This is a genomic window from Winogradskyella forsetii, assembly GCF_013394595.1.
Taxonomy (GTDB): domain Bacteria; phylum Bacteroidota; class Bacteroidia; order Flavobacteriales; family Flavobacteriaceae; genus Winogradskyella; species Winogradskyella forsetii.
Genome location: NZ_CP053348.1, coordinates 3,746,550 through 3,767,833, shown reverse-complemented (window position 1 = coordinate 3,767,833; position 21,284 = coordinate 3,746,550). Strand labels below are relative to the sequence as shown.

General features: G+C 35.3%; 15 protein-coding genes. 11 read left to right on the top strand and 4 right to left on the bottom strand.

Features of this window, described 5'->3' with window-relative positions:
• The first annotated feature begins 149 nt into the window (after positions 1–149).
• From HM987_RS16200 to HM987_RS16165, 8 genes are all read left to right on the top strand, one after another.
• Positions 150–2,432, top strand: coding sequence for an NADP-dependent malic enzyme (locus HM987_RS16200; protein ID WP_179009065.1), 2,283 nt, complete (start codon positions 150–152; stop codon positions 2,430–2,432).
• Positions 2,433–3,455: 1,023 nt separating this feature from the next.
• The gene (gene ruvA / locus HM987_RS16195) at positions 3,456–4,037 is read left to right on the top strand and encodes a Holliday junction branch migration protein RuvA (protein ID WP_179009064.1); all 582 of its coding nucleotides are present in this window, start codon (positions 3,456–3,458) and stop codon (positions 4,035–4,037) included.
• 5 nt (positions 4,038–4,042) lie between these two features.
• Entirely contained in the window at positions 4,043–11,377 is a 7,335-nt protein-coding gene (sov, locus tag HM987_RS16190; protein WP_370622874.1) for a T9SS outer membrane translocon Sov/SprA, read from the top strand.
• Between the two features lie 83 nt (positions 11,378–11,460).
• Positions 11,461–11,841 carry a glycine cleavage system protein GcvH gene (gcvH, locus tag HM987_RS16185; protein WP_179009063.1) on the top strand — a complete coding sequence of 127 codons (381 nt, stop codon included), beginning with the start codon at positions 11,461–11,463 and terminating at the stop codon, positions 11,839–11,841.
• 4 nt (positions 11,842–11,845) lie between these two features.
• A complete protein-coding gene (locus HM987_RS16180; protein WP_179009062.1) occupies positions 11,846–12,202 on the top strand; it encodes a VanZ family protein in 357 nt (118 codons plus the stop codon).
• A 188-nt stretch (positions 12,203–12,390) separates the two neighbouring features.
• Entirely contained in the window at positions 12,391–13,122 is a 732-nt protein-coding gene (locus HM987_RS16175) for an energy transducer TonB (protein WP_179009061.1), read from the top strand.
• A gap of 119 nt (positions 13,123–13,241) precedes the next feature.
• Complete coding sequence (locus tag HM987_RS16170) at positions 13,242–14,039, top strand: energy transducer TonB (protein WP_179009060.1); 798 nt, start codon at positions 13,242–13,244, stop codon at positions 14,037–14,039.
• A gap of 123 nt (positions 14,040–14,162) precedes the next feature.
• Positions 14,163–16,271, top strand: a complete 2,109-nt coding sequence (locus HM987_RS16165) for a gliding motility protein RemB (protein WP_179009059.1) — start codon at positions 14,163–14,165, stop codon at positions 16,269–16,271.
• 247 nt (positions 16,272–16,518) lie between these two features.
• Here HM987_RS16165 and HM987_RS16160 read toward each other — a convergent pair whose 3' ends face one another.
• From HM987_RS16160 to HM987_RS16145, 4 genes are all read right to left on the bottom strand, one after another.
• On the bottom strand, positions 16,519–17,034 hold the full coding sequence (locus HM987_RS16160; RefSeq protein ID WP_179009058.1) for a DUF4348 domain-containing protein: 516 nt from the start codon (positions 17,032–17,034) through the stop codon (positions 16,519–16,521).
• Between the two features lie 143 nt (positions 17,035–17,177).
• Positions 17,178–17,600, bottom strand: a complete 423-nt coding sequence (locus HM987_RS16155; RefSeq protein ID WP_179009057.1) for a hypothetical protein — start codon at positions 17,598–17,600, stop codon at positions 17,178–17,180.
• 143 nt (positions 17,601–17,743) lie between these two features.
• Positions 17,744–18,181, bottom strand: coding sequence for a hypothetical protein (locus HM987_RS16150; protein ID WP_179009056.1), 438 nt, complete (start codon positions 18,179–18,181; stop codon positions 17,744–17,746).
• Positions 18,174–18,428: a hypothetical protein gene (locus HM987_RS16145; RefSeq protein ID WP_179009055.1), complete on the bottom strand. Its 255-nt coding sequence runs from the start codon at positions 18,426–18,428 to the stop codon at positions 18,174–18,176. Before HM987_RS16145 ends, HM987_RS16150 begins: the two co-directional genes overlap by 8 nt.
• A 317-nt stretch (positions 18,429–18,745) precedes the next feature.
• On the opposite strand from HM987_RS16145, the gene cyoE reads away from it, so the two are divergent.
• The 3 genes from cyoE to HM987_RS16130 are packed head-to-tail and all read left to right on the top strand — an operon-like array spanning position 18,746 to position 21,276.
• Complete coding sequence (gene cyoE, locus HM987_RS16140) at positions 18,746–19,639, top strand: heme o synthase (RefSeq protein ID WP_179009054.1); 894 nt, start codon at positions 18,746–18,748, stop codon at positions 19,637–19,639.
• Position 19,640: 1 nt separating this feature from the next.
• Entirely contained in the window at positions 19,641–20,240 is a 600-nt protein-coding gene (locus HM987_RS16135) for a cytochrome c oxidase subunit 3 (RefSeq protein WP_179009053.1), read from the top strand.
• A gap of 37 nt (positions 20,241–20,277) precedes the next feature.
• Positions 20,278–21,276, top strand: a complete 999-nt coding sequence (locus tag HM987_RS16130) for a cytochrome c oxidase subunit 3 (RefSeq protein WP_179009052.1) — start codon at positions 20,278–20,280, stop codon at positions 21,274–21,276.
• Positions 21,277–21,284: the final 8 nt, after the last annotated feature.

Genomic DNA, 21,284 nt, shown 5'->3' with positions numbered 1-21,284 from the left:
ATGTTGTGCGGAATTATAAGCCGCTTTAAGACGCCAAGTATCGCTACAGATCAAAAAAATAAAAATTGGGTAGAAAAGCGCAATTTTTTAGACAAATTAAAAAGTTTAAATGAGTTCATTGTATCTTTACGGCTTATACCATTCCAATTATGAGTAAACAAAGTAAACGTATTGAAGCATTATTATATCATGCTAAACCAACACCGGGAAAGATAAAGGTTGTACCAACTAAAAAGTATGCTTCGCAACGCGATTTGTCTTTAGCATATTCACCTGGTGTAGCAGAACCATGTTTAGAAATAGCAAAGGATGTCAATAACGTTTACAAATACACTGCTAAAGGAAATTTAGTAGCTGTAATTTCCAACGGGACGGCAGTGTTAGGATTAGGAAATATTGGACCAGAAGCTTCAAAGCCTGTAATGGAAGGTAAAGGATTGCTTTTTAAAATCTTTGCAGATATTGATGTTTTTGATATTGAAGTAGACACAGAAGATATAGAAGCGTTTATTGCCACAGTTAAAAATATAGCACCAACCTTCGGTGGAATTAATCTTGAAGATATTAAAGCGCCTGAAGCTTTTGAAATTGAACGTCGTTTAAAAGAGGAATTGGATATTCCCGTAATGCACGACGATCAGCATGGTACGGCTATTATTTCAGCTGCCGCTTTGTTAAATGCTTTAGAGCTTGCTGACAAAAAAATAGATGAAGTTACTATTGTAGTCAGTGGAGCAGGAGCAGCTGCAATTTCATGTACACGACTCTATCAAGCCTTTGGTGCAAAGCGTGAAAATATTGTAATGCTAGATAGCAAAGGGGTTATAAGAAATGATAGAGGTAATTTAAGTCTAGAAAAAGCTGAATTTTCAACCCATCGTAAAATAGATACGCTAGCCGAAGCCATGCAAAGTGCAGATGTTTTTATTGGGTTGTCACAACCAAATATTGTCACTGTAGAAATGCTAAAATCCATGGCAGTGAATCCTATTGTATTTGCAATGGCAAATCCAGTTCCAGAAATAGATTATCAACTTGCTATTGATACAAGGGACGACATTATTATGGCAACAGGTCGTAGCGATCATCCTAACCAAGTGAATAATGTTCTTGGATTTCCTTTTATTTTTAGAGGTGCATTGGATGTGAGAGCGACAAAGATTAATGAGGCTATGAAAATGGCAGCCGTTAAGGCTTTGTCTAATTTAGCAAAAGAATCGGTGCCAGAGCAGGTAAATATTGCCTATTCCGAAACCAGACTTACATTCGGAAAAGACTATATAATACCTAAACCTTTTGATCCAAGATTAATTGCAGAAGTGCCACCTGCGGTCGCAAAAGCGGCTATGGAAAGTGGTGTGGCCAAAGAACCGATAGAAGATTGGGACCGTTATAGAAATACCTTATTGGAACGTTTGGGCTCAGATAATAAATTGGTTAGAATGTTGTTGGGCAGAGCGAAAACAAATCCTAAACGTGTCGTTTTTGCAGAAGCTGACCAGCTCGATGTTCTAAAAGCTGCTCAAATTGCCTATGATGAAGGGATCGCAATTCCTATTTTATTAGGGCGTAAGGAAACTATAGTGGCATTAATGGAGGAAATTGAATTTGATGCAGATGTACCTATCATTGATCCAAAATCTGATGAAGAGTTAGAACGAAAAAACCGCTATGCAAAAGCCTATTGGGAAAAACGTAAACGTCAAGGTGTAACCATATATTCTGCGGAAAAAGTAATGCGTGAGCGTAATTATTTTGCGGCAATGATGGTAAATGTTGGTGATGCAGATACACTGATTACGGGTTATTCTCGTAATTATCCTTCGGTTGTAAGACCTATGTTAGAATTAATTGGGATGGCTGATGGCGTAACAAGAGTAGCAACAACCAATTTAATGATGACGCAACGAGGCCCAATGTTTTTAAGTGACACCTCAATAAATATTGATCCATCCGCTAAAGATTTGGCTAAAATTGCTCGAATGACGTCTCGAGTAACTAAAATGTTCGGAATAGAACCAATAACCGCTATGATATCTTACGCTAATTTTGGGTCGTCTGAAAATCCACGAGCAGAAAAAGTAAGAGAGGCAGTGGCCTACTTGCACAAAGCTTATCCAGAAATGGTTGTGGATGGCGAATTGCAAACGGATTTCGCCTTAAACCCAAAAATGCTTCAAGATATTTTTCCATTTTCTAAATTAGCCGGTCGTAAAGTAAACACACTCATCTTCCCAAATTTAGATGCTGCAAATATTACTTATAAATTGCTTAAAGAACTCAATAAAGCAGAATCTATTGGGCCTATTATGATGGGAATGCGTAAACCGGTCCATATATTGCAATTGGGCGCCAGTGTAGATGAAATTGTAAACATGACGGCAATAGCTGTTGTTGATGCTCAAGAACGAGATAAGAGGAAGGTGAAGTAGGAAGTGTAAAGTGTTTAGTTGGCAGTGTTCAGTGTTCAGTAAAAAGTGTTCAGTAAAAAGTTTTTAGTAAAAAGTGTTTAGTATAAAGTAAGAAAGTCATAAAATATACGCTTCAATCACTTGCTGCAATAGTCAAATTCTGTAGTGCCCATAAGTTTTTTTGAGCTTCTTACTTTAACACAACATTCATAACTTCAGTACACAGCATGCGCAATCGACTAATCCATCATTCAATAGTTCAGATTTTATAGTATCATTCCGCTTTTTTCCTCAGCGAATCTCCATGAAAATCCGTGTAATCTCCCAAAATTATCGGGACAAGCTGTTTCTGTTTTTTCAAACAAGAACATATTAGTCACAGTCACAGTCACAGTCACAGTCACAGTCACAGTCACAGTTTTCAGTTAAACTGTTCTTCAATCCAACAGTAAGAATTTACAATTTAATTTTATCTATTTATCCTCAGTGAAACTCTAAGAAACCTCTGTGTATCTCTGTGTAATCTCGTAAAGGCGCAGAGCCGCAAAGACAAGTAATGCATAGCATCCGTGAAATCAGTGTCAAAATAAAATTTCGGTATAGATTAGTGCCAATTAGTGAAATTAGTGTCGTTTTTTTAAGCAAAATTATTTAAGTCAGTCACAGTCACAGTTTTCAGTTAAACTGTTCTTCAATCCAACAGTAAGAATTTACAATTTAATTTTATCTATTTTTCCTCAGTGAAACTCTGAGAAACCTCTGTGTACCTCTGTGTAATTTTTATTCGAAAGCATCCGCGTGAATCTCAGTCTGCCGACAGGCAGGCGTGAAATTTGTGTCAGCTCTCCATAGCGATAAGTGCTAATTAGTGAAATTAGTGTCTTTATTTTTCAGCAACATCAAAAAACACCCTCAAAAGCCCTAAAATTCCTATCAATGTTTCCCCTCAAAAGACTAAATTCAAATTCCTTTGTATAACAATATCTTCAAGCTATGTAATGAAAATAATTTTATTACATTTGGATTTTTAACTTTTCGTTATAAATGATTACACATATAGAGGGCAAACTTGTTGAAAAAAACCCGACTGACGTTGTTATAGATTGCAATGGAGTCGGCTATTTTATTAATATCTCATTGCATACATTTTCTCAAATTCCAGATAAAGAACATTTAAGACTTTACACCTATCTTCAAGTACGTGAAGATTCGCAAAGTCTGTATGGGTTTTCGACTAAGACTGAACGTGAAATTTTCAAATTATTGATTTCAGTTAGTGGTATCGGAGCCAATATAGCAAGAACGATGTTATCATCTTTAACTCCAGACCAAGTAAAGGAAGGTATTGCGGGTGAAGACGTGGCGTTGATTCAGAGTGTTAAAGGCATTGGAGCAAAAACTGCCCAACGCGTTATTATTGATTTGAAGGATAAAGTGTTAAAAGTATATGGCATAGATGAACTTTCTTTAATACCAAACAATACGCACAAGGATGAAGCGTTATCTGCTTTAGATGTTTTAGGATTTAATAAAAAACAATCTGAAAAAGTGGTTGAAAGAATTTTAAAAACCCAACCGGAAGCCCAAGTAGAGCAAATTATTAAAGAAGCTCTAAAAAACTTATAATACAATTGAATACAACTCTACATAGTCAACCCTACGCCTTTAGATTTTATTTCATAGTAGCTGTTTTGATGCTGATAAATACTTCGGTTTTGGCTCAAGAAACGGAAACAGAACAAGATTCAACGAAAACCACCTTTGCCTTTGGTAAGCTTAATATGCCCAACCCAAATAGCATTGTTTCAAAATATACTTACGACCCTATTTTAGATCGATATGTCTACACCGAAAAAATAGGGGAATTTAATATCAATTATCCTTTAATTCTTACGCCAGATGAATTTCAAAAACTGGTGCTTCAGGAAAAACTAAAAGCCTATTACAAGAGAATGGCAGATGCCCAAGCCGGACAAAAAGACGGTTCGGAAGAAGATCAGAAAAATCTATTGCCTGAGTTCTATGTGAATTCAGGTTTGTTTGAGACCATCTTTGGTGGAAATACTATAAATGTTATACCACAGGGTTCCGTTGAGGTCGATTTAGGGGTGCTGTTTACAAAACAAGACAACCCCACATTTTCACCTAGAAACAGAACCAATTTTACGTTCGATTTTGATACAAGAATAAGTTTAAGCTTACTGGGAAAAGTGGGGACTAGACTTCAAGTGACCGCAAACTATGATACGGAAGCCACTTTCGATTTCCAACAAGTCGTAAAATTAGAATACACACCAACAGAGGACGATATTATTAGAAAGATTGAAGTCGGTAACGTTAATATGCCATTGAACAGTTCTTTAATTACGGGCGCTCAAAGTCTTTTTGGTGTCAAGACGGAATTGCAATTTGGTAAAACAAGAGTGACGGCTGTATTTTCTGAACAACAATCACAGTCAAAATCGGTAGTCGCAGAAGGTGGAGGTACCGTTGAGGAATTTGAATTTTTTGCAAGAGATTATGACGAAAACAGACACTTTTTCTTAGCACAGTATTTTAGGGAAACATATGATGAGGCTTTAAAACAGTATCCGTTCATCAACAATCAAGGACTTCAAATTACACGAGCTGAAGTATGGGTAACCAATAGAAACAACCAAACCCAAAATGTAAGAAATATTGTGGCGTTTCAAGATTTAGGGGAATCGACTGTTGAAAATATAGGATTAAACCCTTTACCAGCCAACTTTGTAAATAATCCAGGAGCAAGACCGAGCAATAAAAATAACGATTTCGATCCCACAAACATTAGTGGCGCAGGATCATTGTTAACTGAGGCTGTTAGAAACATAACCAATATTCAAGGTGGTGTCAATGTACCAATAAATGAAGGTTTTGATTATGGCAAACTGGAATCTGCAAGAAAATTAAATGAAGGTCAGGAGTATATTTTAAATACACAATTAGGCTATATCTCTTTAAACCAACGGTTACAGAATGATGAAGTTTTGGCGGTTGCATTTCAATATACTATTGGAGGAGAAGTGTTTCAGGTTGGGGAATTTGCTAATGATGGTGTAGATGCCACAGTAGTTGATGACAATACTACTACAGGTAATCAGGTGGTAAACAACCAGAGTTTAATTCTTAAAATGCTGAAAAGTGCGGTGACTGATGTAGAGCAGCCAATTTGGGATTTAATGATGAAAAATATTTACGATACTGGCGCATTTCAGCTCAGTAGAGAGGATTTTCGATTGAATATATTTTATACGGAAGCTTCGCCTTTAAATTATATAAATCCAGTTGAGGGGACAACATTTCCTACATTTGATAATAATACGCCATTAACGAATGATGACACTGCCATAAACGAAACGCCGTTAATTAGGCTGTTTCATTTAGACCGCTTAAATTTTAATAACGACCCACAAGAACGAGGCGATGGTTTTTTCGATTTTGTCACTAACCCAACGAATATTACCGTAATCCCTCAAAATGGAAAAATCGTATTTACAAAGGTGGAGCCATTTGGAGAATATTTATTTGAAGTTTTAGATGATCCACTTAACCCTGGGAATTACGCAGCAGATTTCTATGACAATCCAAATCAGGAAAAATATGTTTACGATCTACTTTATAAATCCACCAAAACAGCAGCTTTAGATGAAGCTGAAAAAAACAAGTTCCAAATAAAAGGACGTTTTAAAAGTAGTGGAGGCGATGGCGGTATTCCGATAGGTGCATTTAATGTACCACGAGGTTCGGTTGTGGTCACAGCTGGTGGACGAACGCTTGTAGAAGGAGTGGACTATACGGTAAATTATCAATTGGGACGTGTAGAGATTTTAGACGAAGCTTTAAAGGCCTCTAACACACCAATTAATGTGTCTGTAGAGAACAATGCAGTTTTTGGGCAGCAAACCAAACGGTTTACTGGTATAAATGTAGAACATCAATTCAATGAGAATTTTGTAATAGGTGGAACGGTTTTGAATCTTAATGAACGGCCAATTACCCAAAAAGCAAATTTTAATTCAGAACCTATTAATAATACCATCTTAGGTTTTAATGGGAATTACTCAACGGAAGTGCCGTTTTTAACTAGAATGGTAAATAAACTGCCAAACATAGATACAGATGTACCTTCCAACTTGTCTCTAAGAGGAGAGTTTGCTTATTTATTACCAGGCGCTTCAAAAGGCGCAAATTTTAATGGTGAGGCAACAGCGTATATTGATGATTTTGAAGGTACACAAGGCGCCATTGATATACTGAGTCCATTATCTTGGACCTTATCGAGCCGTCCAAGGGAATTGCCTTCAAATAAATCTGGGAATGATGATCCGGGAATAGAAAACGGCTACGGAAGGGCACTTCTAAACTGGTACACGGTAGATCCAATTTTTTATAGTAATCAGCGACCTAGTGGTATTACGGATGATGATATTTCAGATTTATATACACGGCGTATTTTTATTGATGAAATTTTTAATCAAGATATCGTACAAGGACAAACTTCGGTCATTAACACTTTAGATTTAGCTTACTATCCAACAGAACGAGGCCCTTATAATTTTGACCCAAATGCTGCGAATGAAGTGGATCTAAATCCTACTACTACTTGGGCAGGTATTACAAGGCAAATTACCTCTACCGATTTTGAGCAACAGAATGTTGAGTATATAGAGTTTTGGGTTCAAGACCCATTTTTAGATAATCCAGCAAGTACAGGCGGTAAATTATTCATCAACCTTGGTAATATTTCAGAAGATGTTTTAAAGGACGGCAAAAAACAATATGAAAACGGTTTACCGGAGGATGGAGATATTTCTACAATTCAGCAGCAAGCGCCGAGTGCTTCCAATCCTTATGTAGTTCCTCAAAGCCAATCTTTAATATATACTTTTGCGACTACAGGTGAGGAAAGAGCAAATCAAGATGTGGGACTTGATGGTTATGATGATATAGACGAGGCTCAGATGTTAAATACGGTTTTTGGAGCTAACAATTTTGGTGAAGATCCTGCAAAGGATAATTACACCTATTATTTAAATACAGAAGGAGACATTTTTGAACGCTATAAACGATACAATGGTTTACAAGGTAATACGCCTGATACTTTCACAGACACCAATAGAGGTTCCACGACACAACCAGACGTAGAGGATATCAATAGAGATAATACCATGAATACTATTGATAGTTATTATGAGTATGAAATTGATATAACTCCAACAAGATTAGCAGATACAAATAATACGCTCATAAATGATGTACAAGAAAGAACGGTGACATTACCCAATGGTAACCAAAGAGAGGTGACGTGGTACCAATTTAGAATTCCAATTAATGAAGAAACGCGACGAATTGGTGGAATTTCAGATATACGTTCGGTTCGTTTTGCCCGTCTTTATATGACCGATTTTACTGAAAATACCGTTTTGCGTTTAGCCACTTTAGATTTAGTCCGCAGTGATTGGAGACGCTACACCTTGGATTTAGATAATAATGATAGCAATAATAGTCCTGACGCAGAATTTAATGTTGGCGTTGTTAATGTTCAGGAAAATTTAGGTTATCAGACGCCTCCAGGTGTAGTACAAGAACAATTAAACAATAATAACACTATCATAAGGCAGAACGAACAATCCTTAGTGCTGCAAGCATGTGATTTAGAGCCAACAGACTCTCGAGGTGTCTTTAAAAATATAAATGTAGATATGCGTCAGTATAAAAAACTGCGTATGTTTATACATGCCGAACCACAAGAAGGTGCTCAACTAGCGGATAATGAAATGATAGGGTTTATAAGAATGGGTAATGATTTTACCCAGAATTATTACCAGATTGAAGTACCTTTAAAAGTATCGAGTAATACTGGACTTGGTGCATCAGCTGAAGACGTCTGGCCAAATGAGAATGAAATAAATATACCGTTGGAGTTTTTGCAAAAAATTAAAGCACTTGGTATTTCTGATATGACTTTAAGTGATGAAGATCCTACATTTTACAACGTAGTTGATGGCGCACTTGATGAGGATGGATTTACAAATCCAGATGAAATGCCTTATGATGCGACATCAGATGCTAAACAGCAGCGTATCGCCATAAAAGGTAATCCAAATTTTGGAGATATTAGAGTGTTGATGATTGGCGTGAAAAATGGAAATCCAGCAATGACCCAACAAGATGTTTGCGGCGAAGTTTGGTTCAACGAACTGCGTATGTCAGACATGGATAATGATGGAGGTTGGGCAACCGTAGTGAGCATGGATACTCAAATTGCAGATTTTGCCAATATCAGTGCTACAGGAAGACGAAGTACTATTGGTTTTGGTAGTCTCGATCAAGGCCCTAATGAACGTAGTTTAGAGGATGTAAAACAATACGACGTCGTTACCAATGTGCAATTGGGACAGCTATTGCCTAAAACTTGGGGCCTTCAAATTCCTTTTAATTACGCTCGAAGTGAAGAGTTAATAACCCCTAAATTTGATCAATTTTATAATGACCTTACGTTAGAATCGCGAATAGATGCTGCAGATTCCAATGAAGAAGAGGATCGTATTAGAGAACAATCTGAGGATTATACCAAACGCCAGAGCATTAATTTTATTGGTGTACGAAAACAAAAAACGGGTGATTCTAAAAAGCACTTTTACGATGTTGAAAATTTAACGGTCAACTACTCCTATAATAAAGTAGAACATCGCGATTTTGAAATTGAAAATGCCTTAGACCAAACCGTAAGGGCAGGTGTCAACTATAATTATGCATTTGAGCCTGTTAAAATTGAACCTTTTAGAAAAAACGACTCCTTATTTACAGGTAAATATTGGAAAATCTTAAAAGATTTCAACCTTAATTTGTTACCATCGAGTTTTTCAGTGAATACAGATATCAACAGACAGTTTAGCAAACAAAAATTCAGGGAGGTAGAATTGGGAGGTGGAAACATTGGTATAGAGGAATTGTTCCGAAGAAATTATACCTTCGATTTTCAATATGCTATCAATTATAACATAACAGATGCTTTGAGTTTAAACTTTACGGCTGCGAACACCAATATAGTTCGTAATTATTTTATTGACGATCGTATTGGAGGGCTTCAAAATCCAGAGCTCGATGTTTGGGACGGTTTTTTCAATTTTGGAGATCCAAATTTTCAAACACAGCAGCTACAATTGAATTATGAGTTACCATTGTATAAAATTCCAGTCTTAAGCTTCTTAAAGGCAACCTATGCCTACAATGGAACATTTCAATGGCAAAAAGGATCGGATTTAAATACCAATTTGCAAGTTGAAGATCCAGATGTACCAGGTACTTTCAATACGTTTAATTTAGGGAATTCCATTCAAAATTCTAATACGCACAATATCAATTCGACCCTTAATATGGAAACCTTATATAAAACCTTAGGTTTGGTTAAAAAAGGAAAACAAAACGCAAGAGGTCGTGGGAGAGGTAGAGCGGCAACCCGACGTTCAGCGACACCTGCTAAAACCGATGACGCTAAGGATGGCGACACTAAAGACCCAAATAAGTTAAGTGTGGGTGCAAAGGCTTATAATACCGTGATTGATATTGTCACTATGGTCAAACGTGTTCAGTTGGGCTATAGCGAAAACAATGGGACGTTTCTTCCGGGTTATTTGCCAACCCCTGGTTTTATAGGAACTTTAAAACCAACGGTTGGTTACACCTTTGGTAGTCAGCGAGATATTAGGGGTTTAGCTGCGCGAAACGGTTGGCTAACGACATATGATGATTTTAATGAACAGTATACCGAAGTGCAAAATACAGCGCTGGATTATTCGGTGAATGTTGAGCCAATGAGAGATTTGAAAATTGATTTTATTGGTAATAGGACTTATGCTAAAAATACCTCGGAAAGCTTTATAGCTCCAGACGGCGAAGATGATGATGACTTAAGTGATGAATATATAAGTTTAATTTCGAATTCATTTGGGAACTTCAATATTTCAACCGTATTAATTAAAACAGCTTTTAGCAAAAGTGATGAAAATCAATCCGCTACTTTTAATGATTTTAGAGCTAATAGATTAATTATAGCCAATCGTTTAGCTCGTGAGTTTTATGGCTCAACACCTTTTAATACAGATGCAGAAGGTTATCCTGAAGGCTTTGGTAAAAACAGTCAGCGTGTTTTATTACCAGCATTTTTATCAGCTTACCAAGGCACTAATCCAGATAAAGTAAACACAGGAGCGTTTCGTGATATCCCATTACCAAACTGGACTCTAAAATATACTGGTTTGATGAAAATTCCATGGTTTAAGAAAACATTTAGACGTTTTTCTGTGCAACATGGTTACCGCTCTAACTATACCATAAATCAGTTTAGAACTAATTTGGATTATGTAGCACCAGATCGAACCGTTACAGCTAGCGCGCCAGAAAATACTGACGCAATTGACCAAGCTGGCAATTTTAAAAATGAAACCTTGTTCAGTAATATTAATTTAGAAGAGCAGTTTAGTCCCTTGGTGCGTTTAGATTTTGAAATGAAAAATTCAATCAAGGTCTTGGCAGAAGTGGCCACAGACAGAACCTTGTCCTTAAGTTTTGATAATAATTTGATGACGGAAATTCAAGGTAAGGAATACACGCTTGGTTTGGGCTACCGTTTTAAGGATTTAAGAATCCGTTCTAAATTGGCGGGACCAAAGCAAATTATAGTTAGTGATTTGAATATGCGAGCGGATGTAACTGTCAGGGACAACAAAACCATTATTAGATATTTGGATTTAGAGAACAATCAAGTTACCGCAGGACAGACCATTTGGGGCGTAAAATATACGGCAGATTATGCTTTCACAAAAAACCTAACTGCTATTTTCTATTTTGATTACAGTTTTTCGGATTTTGCCATTTCAACTTCATTTCCTCAAACATCGGTCAGAGCAGGATTTACATTACGATATAATTTTGGAAATTGATACCCATAATAAAATGGGTTTAGATTTGAATTGAAGCTATTAAAAAATTACATTTGCGTAATTAACGATATATTAAATTTAAGATGAATACACCAGCCGAATTAAAATACACCAAAGACCACGAATGGATTAAAATTGAAGGCGATATCGCCACCATAGGTATTACTGATTTTGCCCAGAGCGAACTTGGTGATATTGTTTATGTAGAAGTAGACACTTTGGATGAAACTTTAGATGTTGAGGAGGTATTTGGTACTGTAGAAGCTGTTAAAACAGTTTCAGATTTATTTTTGCCTTTATCAGGAGAAATAATTGAATTCAACGAAGGTTTAGAAGATGAACCGGAAAAAGTGAATTCAGATCCTTATGGTGACGGTTGGATGATTAAACTAAAATTTTCAGACGCTTCAGAAATAGATAGTTTATTATCCGCAGACGACTATAAAGCACTCATCAGTGGTTAAAAAAATGCTTTTATTGGTGTCAATTGGTTATACCTTGGCATTGATTATATCAAGCTTAATTAGTTTAAATGGTGTGCCAAGTCTTGGATCATCTTTCGATGATAAGATTTATCATGTCGTCGCTTATTTAGGCTTAGCTTTTTTATGGGTCAATTACTTTAAACCTTTTAAAGCTAAATATATGCCTTTTGCCATTTTCTTTGCTGCAGTTTTATTTGGTTTTATATTAGAAATATTGCAGTACTTGCTCAATCCGAATAGAACATACGATACTTTCGATTTGATAGCAAATTGTATTGGAGCGGTTTTTGGTACGTTAATTGCACTTCAATTCAATATACTAAAGATTTTTAAAAATTAATTTGAAATATTTTTTAATTGCTTTACTATGTATTTGAAGGAATAAAACATTTGAAATCAGGTTAAATTATATTGATTTTTTCTTTAATAAATGAAGTTTTAAATGACTTCTAAGTTAAAATAACCCAAAGCCTTGTTTATTTTACTATTATTTAGTTAAATTAGCAATGTTATAATAAAAATAATTCTATGGAACCTAAAAAGAATCCAAAATCAGATGTAAGCCGCAATAGTTCCTTGTACTTTGCTGTTGGTCTTGCTGTAATGTTAGGTATTACATATTTAGCAATTAATTACAAAACTTATGATCCAACAGGTGTGGTTGCAGACTCGCTTAATTTAGATGATGAGCTAGATGAGGAAGTGCCAATTACAGAACAACTAGTAACGCCACCGCCACCACCGCCACCACCGCCACCACCAGCTCCTGAAATTATTGAAGTTGTTGAGGATGAGGTTGAAGTAGAGGAGACTGTTATTGAATCTACAGAAACAGAAATGGAAACAGAGATTGTTGAAGTAGAGGAAGTTGAGGTTGCGGAAGTTGAAGAAGATATTGAAGTACCCTTTTCCGTGATTGAAAATGTGGCTGTTTTCCCTGGGTGTGAAAAGGAAAAAGGCAATGCCGCTAAGAAAGAGTGTATGAATGAAAAGGTTAATAAATTCATTGGTAAAAAGTTCAATACAGACTTAGCTGGTGATTTAGGTTTGCCACCAGGTAAAAAAAGAATCTTTGTACAGTTTAAGGTCGATAAATCAGGAAACATAACTAGTATTGGTGCTCGTGGTCCACATCCTGGATTAGAGAAAGAAGCAAAGCGTGTGATTGGTTTATTACCTAAAATGAAACCAGGAAAACAAAGAGGGAAACCGGTGGTAATGCCGTTCTCAATTCCTATCGTATTCCAAGTGCAAGATTAAGACATAAATAGAATTTTATCCTATATAAAAATCCCGTTCAAAATTAATTGGACGGGATTTTCGTTTTGGTATGCTTATTGTGACTTTTACATAATATTAACATTTAAATCATAAATATTATGAAAAATTCTAAAAAAGACTTCGGTAATGCTGGTCAGAGCATCACTGAAGTGAAGAAATCACAAAAGCATGATGCAAATTTACAAAAAAACTCAACCCTTTATTTCCAAATTGGTTTGATACTTTGTTTGTTGGGTACTTATGCACTTTTTGAAATGCAGTTTCAAGAAAAGAAACTCATTGTTGACACCGTTGAGACAAATGAATTAGCGACTATAGATGTTGTCGAGAAGTTTAGGGTGGAACCCGAAGTTGTTCCTGAAACAAAGCAGAGTCAGGCTAAACAAACTGTTTTAATTGATAAAATTATAGAAGTGGATAATGAACTTGTGATTAAAGATCCGGTTGATCTTATTGTTACGGATCCAACACCTATATCAGATAACCCAGTAAAGGTTGATGATATTACAGTTATTGATGAGCCGAATGATTTAGAACCTGTGCCTTTTTCTAGAATTGAAAAGGTACCTGTATATCCAGGTTGCGAAAACAAGAAAACGAACGAAGACCGAAAAAAATGTATGTCAGACAAAATTACTAAGTTAATTGGTAAAAAGTTTGATGTAGGTATCGGTTCAGAATATGGTATTTCAGGAAGACAAAGAATTACAACCCAATTTACAATTGATAAAAACGGAAATGTCACGGATATCAAAATAAGAGGACCGCATCAAGCTTTAGAAAATGAGGCGAAACGCGTCATTAATCAAATTCCACAAATGGAACCGGGTTTACAACGTCAAGTACCTGTTGGTGTTATCTATACATTACCTATAGTATATGACGCTAGAAATTAATTGAAAACTAGCTCGTAAATTTAAAAACCGTTATTTTCAATAGCGGTTTTTTTAATGTCTATTTTGGGTTTAGGCTTACTAAAAAAATTAAGTATCTTTCGCCTATTAAATAATTAGTCCTTTATGAAGCGCATTGTGCTATTTGCTTTTCTTCTATCGACCGTTTTTGGTTATGCCCAATCGAATACTACTTATGAGAAACCTCCAGTGTTCGATGACTGTGATTCCGAAGTTATCGATCAATTAAAATCCTGCTTCAATTTTACGCTCAATACGTTTATATTCGAAAATTTTAAAATACCGGAAATCGTTTCAGAGGAATCTTATAATGGCGATGTCCAAGTGCTGTTTGAAGTTAATAAGGAAGGTGAATTCAAGGTCATCTATTCAGATGCTATTTACGAAGAATTAAAAGAGGAAAGCATTCGTGTTTTTGATTTGCTTCCAAAGATAAAACCTGCCACTTACAACGGAAAACCAACCTTTGTTCAGTATAGTATTACAATCGCCATACCTTTAACTCAACCTGTTAGACAAGCAGATATAGTTGATGATGAGGTTCAGCTTACAGAAAAGGATAGTCTCAATGCCACCTTATCGAATGAGTTTGATAAAGTTAACGAGGATTTAAAACCTTTCGAAAACTTAGAATATAACAGTGAACTTAATGTTCCATTTACACATTCTTATTATGCGCGTTTTGATGCAGAAATGAATGCCATTGGCACCAATAGCCATACCGCAGCAAAACCTTTTGTGTATAGTGAGGTGGCGAGGTATTATGATATTAAAGCTGAAAAGGAAAGTCTAGCAAAGGATACGGATTCTTGGGCAGGTAAAAAATTGTTTAACGAGCATCTGGTAAGGGTACAAGGAAAAGATTATTGGTTTACGGTAGATCCTATTTTCGATTTGCAGGTAGGAAAAGATAGTGAGGCAGATTTTAGTTCTACCTATAATAATACGAGAGGGATTTATATACAAGCCGGTTTAGGCAAACGTTTTAATTTGGTGACTTCGGTTTATGAAAGTCAAGGACGTTTTGCAGATTATTACAACCGCTATGCAGAAAGTCTTAAAGCTTTTGGTCCCGATCCAGCGATTATTCCAGGTCGTGGTATTGCGAAACGATTTAAGGATGATTCTTATGATTATCCTGTGGCAGAGGCCTATCTATCTTACACACCAGCAGATTTTTTAAATGTTCAGTTTGGGCATGGTAAAAACTTTATTGGAGATGGATACCGCTCATTGTTCCAAAGTGATGTGACCAGTCCTTATACTTTCTTAAAGTTGAACACCTCCTTCTGGAAAATAAAATACACCAGTACATGGATGTGGTTAAAGGATGTTAGGGATGAAGTTGTGGAGGATAAGGCCTTTTTAACGAAATACATGGCCAATCATTATTTAAGCTGGAATGTTTCCAAACGTTTAAACATTGGGTTGTTTGAATCCGTAATGTGGGTAGATTCCAATGGAAGAGGTTTTGACATTAATTATTTGAATCCCATCATCTTTTTTAGGGCTATAGAATTTGAATCCGGGCAAGGCTCGGGAAATGCCATTTTAGGACTCAGTTCTAAATATAAATGGAACAATAAAGTCAACCTTTATGGACAATTTATACTGGATGAATTCTCTTTAAGCGATGTAAGAGCTGGAGAAAAAAGCTGGAAAAATAAATTCGGATTTCAATTGGGCGTAAAATATTTTAATGCCTTCAAGGTGGATAATCTATTACTTCAAGCAGAATATAATCGTGTAAGGCCTTACACCTATTCCCACAATACACAAATTTTGAATTATGCCCATTTCAACCAGCCGATGGCGCACCTTTGGGGCGCAAATTTTAGAGAGTTGGTATTGATTGGTCGTTACAATTATAATCGATGGGCTGCGGATGCTAAATTCATCATTGGGCAGCGTGGCTTTGATTTTAATACCGATGAAGACAGTTTTTCTTATGGAGGCGATATTTATAGAAATTATAATGATCGCAATGCAGATACAGGAATAGAAATTGGACAAGGCAACAAAACCAATAGTTTTATGACCGAAGTCCAAGCGAGTTACTTAGTGAATCCTGCCACTAACCTAAAACTATTCGCTAACCTTATTTATAGGGATTTTAATCCAGATGCGATAACCGCTTCAACACAAGACTCTAACACGCTCTGGTTTAGTGTTGGCGTAAGAACGGATTTGTTTAATTGGTATAATGATTTTTAGGGTTTAGTTGATAGCGATAAGTCAGAGTTTGGTATTTGAAGTCACTAAATTCAACATGCCCAATTGTGGATGGTTTTTAGATAATTATTACATGGATTTGACGTTCTTAAAAGTCGAAAATAAAATTGCGTAACAAAAAGCTGAGTATTTCATTAAAGCCAGTTTTGCTAGTAATGTTTGTTAGTCTAAAGGTAGGGGTAGAATTTTAAAATTCTATTTGTTATATTTGGATGTTACTGGCTGTTTTTTATGTTGATAAATTACTCCAAGTTGTTAATTTCCATTTTCCGTTTATTTTTTCAAATTCATAGTCACAGTTGATTCCGTTATCAATTCCACGTATTTCAATTACAGCTTTAAATTCTTTTAGAATAGTTTTTTGAGTGTATTTGTCATATTCTTTTGTCTCGGAAGAAGGGTCAATAGTTAAGTCAATTATTTCATAATTATCAATATCAGTTATTTTTTCAATAGTCCCATAATTTTCATAGTTGATTTGTTTTGACTTTATAGGGAAATTTACACGGCTTATTTGAAAAATCGAATCTTTATTAAAATACTCTAAGAAGATTTTAAATTCTGAGTCTATATTTTCAGGAATACTACTTTTAATTGTTTTTAGTTCTGAATTAGTTTGATTCAATAAAGTTGAATCCGAAATTTTATTCAGTTCTGCCTCTTTTTCCGTTTTGTTATTTTGCTTACAACAAACAAATGTTGAAATCAGAGTTCCTAAGATTATTAGTTTTAACGTGTTTTTCATCAAATTGTAGGTAACTTCTCGGCTATGAGTAGTTGCGTGGGTTAGCACTTAACTTTGCAAGTACACACCAAACTGAAAATCCGCGAAGATTTTCAGAAGTAGGCGAGGACAAGCAATTACTTATAGCCATTGTTGTGCTTTCGTTATTTATTCTTTCTTTTTAAAATTCCAATTAAGGTGATGAAACCTCCTCTAAATATAAGATAAAGGACATCAGATTCATTGTAATCTTTTAGACCTTCTACATTTCGAATTTTATTATTCAGCGACTTTAGTTTTTTATTCAGTTTTGGTAATGAATCCTCCATTGGAAGTTGAAAAAGAGAGTCATTATTCGGGAGTTCTAATCTGCCCGATAGCCAGATTGAAGCTATTTTATTATTCTTCAATAATATTTTATCGGGAATTCCATTAAGACCTTCAAATTCAATTTCTCCGGTATCTTCATTAATGACCTCTTTTAAGTTTTTACTTTTACGTAATATTGAAATGTCGGTTCCCAATTCATATTCCAAATCAAAGAATTTATTATCCCACTCATAAAATATTTTATCAATTTTGCTCATAATGAAGCACAACGTGTTTGTATAAGATTAGTTGCGTGTTTTAAGCACTAAAGTTAGCAAATAAATCACAGATAGAAAGTCCGCGAGGACTTTCGTAAATTGGCTAAAACCAGCAATTAATTTTATGCGGTGTTAGGCAATCGTTATTTTTTTTTCAATCTAAACTTAGTTCCTTCTTTATATCCAATAGGATGATTAGGACTTTTAATTCCAAAAGGTCCAGAACCACCACTATTATAATAAAATTCATTTTTATCATCAGAATATCTACCAGCACATAAAAGTCTAAATGTAGTTTTCTTTCTGTCAGATTTAGAAACTGCAATATCAATCCAAACTGGTACTTTATTATTTCGCCATAGAATTTCAACTACTTCTTTGTCAGTTAAGTCAAAGAGTTTCTTTTCGTTATCTTCTGGGTAAATGTCAAATTGTTTTAATTCAGGATTGTCGTGAGAAACATTTAATTCCAAATCATATCTGAATTCAGGTTTCAAGTCATTTTTGACAAATTCTTTAGCAAATTTGAAAGAAGCATAACTTGCTCCAAGTAGTAAGAATAGAAAGTCAGGTTTATTCATTAATCACTTTTTCTAATTCTGTTTTGAAACTTTTCCATTCAGTATATGTTTTGTCTGGAATTGTACTAAAATCAATTTCTTCCGTTACTTTGCTAATTCCAAATTTGTTTTCGAATGGCTGAATACAATAAAAGTCATTATTTATCCAAATATCGACCATAAATGCACCAGAATCAAAAGAGTGAATTTCGTGTCGAATTTCTTTCGGTTTAATTAATTCAGATATTTTGTCAATATACGGTTTCATCTAATGTTGCCTAACTAGTTATATAATAACCTTTATTACTTTTATCCCGTAAATTTATCAGGTTATAGTAAGATTAATATTACTGTTATCCAGTAAATATAATTTTTTTATGGCAGTATCCAATGGGAATTTATCTACTCTACATTTTTCAACACATTGCAATGGCTTAGGGTTACTGAAGTCAATACTCTGTCACTCATTTTCTGTGAAAATTAATCCATACGTCTTAAATCAATAAAACTAAACCATAACATTGCTCATATTCAATTTTCAAACTATCTTTGCACTCGCTTTAAAAAGAACTAAATTTAATCGGTTTGAGTAGTACAAAATCAACGGTATCAACAGCTTCTGTGGTTACGGATTTTAAGGAAATCACTAAAATGGGTTTGTCCATAAGTGTGGTGTTTTCTTCTATTGCCGGTTATTTTTTGGGCGCAGAAACCATAAGTTTAACAACATTGCTTTTGTTGACTCTTGGTGGTTATTTTATGGTTGGAGCATCAAATGCTTATAATCAAATTATTGAGCGCGACTTGGATGCGCTTATGGATCGTACTAAAAACAGACCGATTCCTGCTGGCAGAATGACCGTAAACACGGCATTTATTATCGCCACTTCTTTTACGGTTTTGGGTTTAATAACACTATATATCATTAACCCAAAGACGGCGATGTATGGTGCGATTTCCATATTCTTATATACAAGTGTTTACACACCTCTAAAGACTAAAACTTCATTGGCTGTTTTTGTGGGTGCCTTGCCAGGCGCTATTCCTTTTATGTTGGGTTGGGTGGCCGCTCGTAATAGTTTTGGCATTGAACCTGGTACCTTATTCGCCATTCAGTTCTTTTGGCAGTTTCCACATTTTTGGTCTATTGGATGGTTTTTGCACGAGGATTACAAAAAAGGAGGTTTCCACATGTTGCCAACGGGCAAACCAGATAAAGGTACAGCAGTGCAAATAATAATGTACAGTGTTTGGACCATCATTGTTTCTATAATTCCCGTATTTGGATTTACAGGTGATTTAAAATTATCGATTGTAGGTGCAATTTTAGTTTTTATACTTGGTTTGGTCATGTTGTTTTATGCCTTAAGATTATTTAAAGAACGTTCTGTAAAAGCCGCTAAACAACTGATGCTATCAAGCGTTTTTTATATCACATTATTGCAAATCATATACGTTGCAGATAAATTTTTAAGATAATATGGATTTAACCGAGGGAACACGAGACGAAAAAAGGGCAAGGTCTAAAAAGATGATGCTCTGGGTGGGTATTGGCTCATTGATTATGTCATTTTCGGGCTTGGTGAGTGCGTTTATTGTAAGCAGCAAACAACGATTGAATGAAGACTGGTTGGTAGATTTTCAATTGCCAAACGCATTTATGGTAAGTTTAATATTCATTTTGTTCAGTAGCTTTACATTTATTCTTGCCAAACAAGCACTAAAACAAAGCAAGATGCAAATGGTAACCGTTTGGTTATTAGTAACATTAAGTTTGGGTATTGCTTTTGTTTACAGTCAGTTTGTTGGTTTCGGCGAAATTATTGCAATGGGCTATAACTTCACGGGACCAACCAGTAATATCACGATGTCTTACATTTATATCATTGCCGTTTTGCACATAGCGCACGTCATTGCTGGCTTAATATGTTTGATTGTTGTAATTTATAATCATTTTAAACAAAAGTATAATGCCAACAATATGTTGGGTTTTGAACTCGCAGCAAATTTTTGGCATTTCGTAGATGTGCTTTGGGTTGTGCTCTTTTTGTTTTTATATTTTTTTAGATATATAATTTGATTATTTTTGTCCAATCTTAAAAATTTAAATAAATTCTATGGATTCTACAGTAGCTACTGGTACAGAAGATAAAATTTGGGGAGGAGGCAACAGGCCTCTTAGAGCAAGTTACGGAAAATTGATGATGTGGTTTTTCATTGTATCTGATGCATTAACATTTTCGGGTTTCTTGGCAGCTTATGGTTTTTCGAGATTTAAGTTTATCAACGAGTGGCCAATTGCAGATGAAGTGTTTACACACGTACCCTTTTTACATGGTCGGGAATTGCCAATGATTTACGTGGCATTTATGACCTTTGTACTTATTATGTCTTCGGTAACGATGGTATTAGCAGTAGATGCTGGTCATCATATGAATAAAGCCAAAGTAACCATATATATGTTTCTTACCATTATTGGTGGTGCAATTTTCGTAGGCTCACAAGCTTGGGAATGGGCAACATTTATTCAGGGCGATTATGGTGCTGTGCAATCTAAAGGTGGAAATATTTTACAGTTTGGAGAATATGTCACTGTGGATGGTGTAGAAAAATTTAAACGCGTTTCCATTGATGATATCGCTATACCAATTGCCGATGTAAGAGTAGAGCACGAAAGAAAGAATGGCGTTTGGTTTAGAGAAGAAGCATCTTTACCGCCTTATACGGTAAATGAGATATATGCTGGTTTACAAGCCAATGAAAATGTTTTGGTAAGAACCCAGTTTATTGACGAAAATGGTCATAAAACAGTATTGTCTAGAGCCGAATCCTTGAAACAAATAAAAGAGAATGGGCAACGCGTAGTGAAAGGGGCAAACCTTGAGGTAAATGAATACGGAACCACATTATTTGCCGATTTCTTTTTCTTTATTACAGGTTTTCACGGTTTCCACGTATTTTCTGGTGTCATAATCAACATTATTATTTTCTTTAATGTTATTCTTGGTACCTATGAGCGTCGAGGAAGTTATGAGATGGTTGAAAAAGTGGGATTATACTGGCACTTTGTCGATTTGGTATGGGTATTTGTATTCACATTCTTCTATTTAGTATAAAAAGAAAT

Coding starts and splice junctions, on each gene's coding strand:
- HM987_RS16200 (WP_179009065.1), top strand. CDS start 150: ATGAGTAAACAAAGTAAACGTATTGAAGCATTATTATATCATGCTAAA.
- HM987_RS16155 (WP_179009057.1), bottom strand. CDS start 17,600: ATGAGCAAAATTGATAAAATATTTTATGAGTGGGATAATAAATTCTTT.
- HM987_RS16175 (WP_179009061.1), top strand. CDS start 12,391: ATGGAACCTAAAAAGAATCCAAAATCAGATGTAAGCCGCAATAGTTCC.
- HM987_RS16170 (WP_179009060.1), top strand. CDS start 13,242: ATGAAAAATTCTAAAAAAGACTTCGGTAATGCTGGTCAGAGCATCACT.
- gcvH (WP_179009063.1), top strand. CDS start 11,461: ATGAATACACCAGCCGAATTAAAATACACCAAAGACCACGAATGGATT.
- HM987_RS16150 (WP_179009056.1), bottom strand. CDS start 18,181: ATGAATAAACCTGACTTTCTATTCTTACTACTTGGAGCAAGTTATGCT.
- HM987_RS16180 (WP_179009062.1), top strand. CDS start 11,846: ATGCTTTTATTGGTGTCAATTGGTTATACCTTGGCATTGATTATATCA.
- HM987_RS16135 (WP_179009053.1), top strand. CDS start 19,641: ATGGATTTAACCGAGGGAACACGAGACGAAAAAAGGGCAAGGTCTAAA.
- ruvA (WP_179009064.1), top strand. CDS start 3,456: ATGATTACACATATAGAGGGCAAACTTGTTGAAAAAAACCCGACTGAC.
- HM987_RS16145 (WP_179009055.1), bottom strand. CDS start 18,428: ATGAAACCGTATATTGACAAAATATCTGAATTAATTAAACCGAAAGAA.
- HM987_RS16160 (WP_179009058.1), bottom strand. CDS start 17,034: ATGAAAAACACGTTAAAACTAATAATCTTAGGAACTCTGATTTCAACA.
- HM987_RS16165 (WP_179009059.1), top strand. CDS start 14,163: ATGAAGCGCATTGTGCTATTTGCTTTTCTTCTATCGACCGTTTTTGGT.
- HM987_RS16130 (WP_179009052.1), top strand. CDS start 20,278: ATGGATTCTACAGTAGCTACTGGTACAGAAGATAAAATTTGGGGAGGA.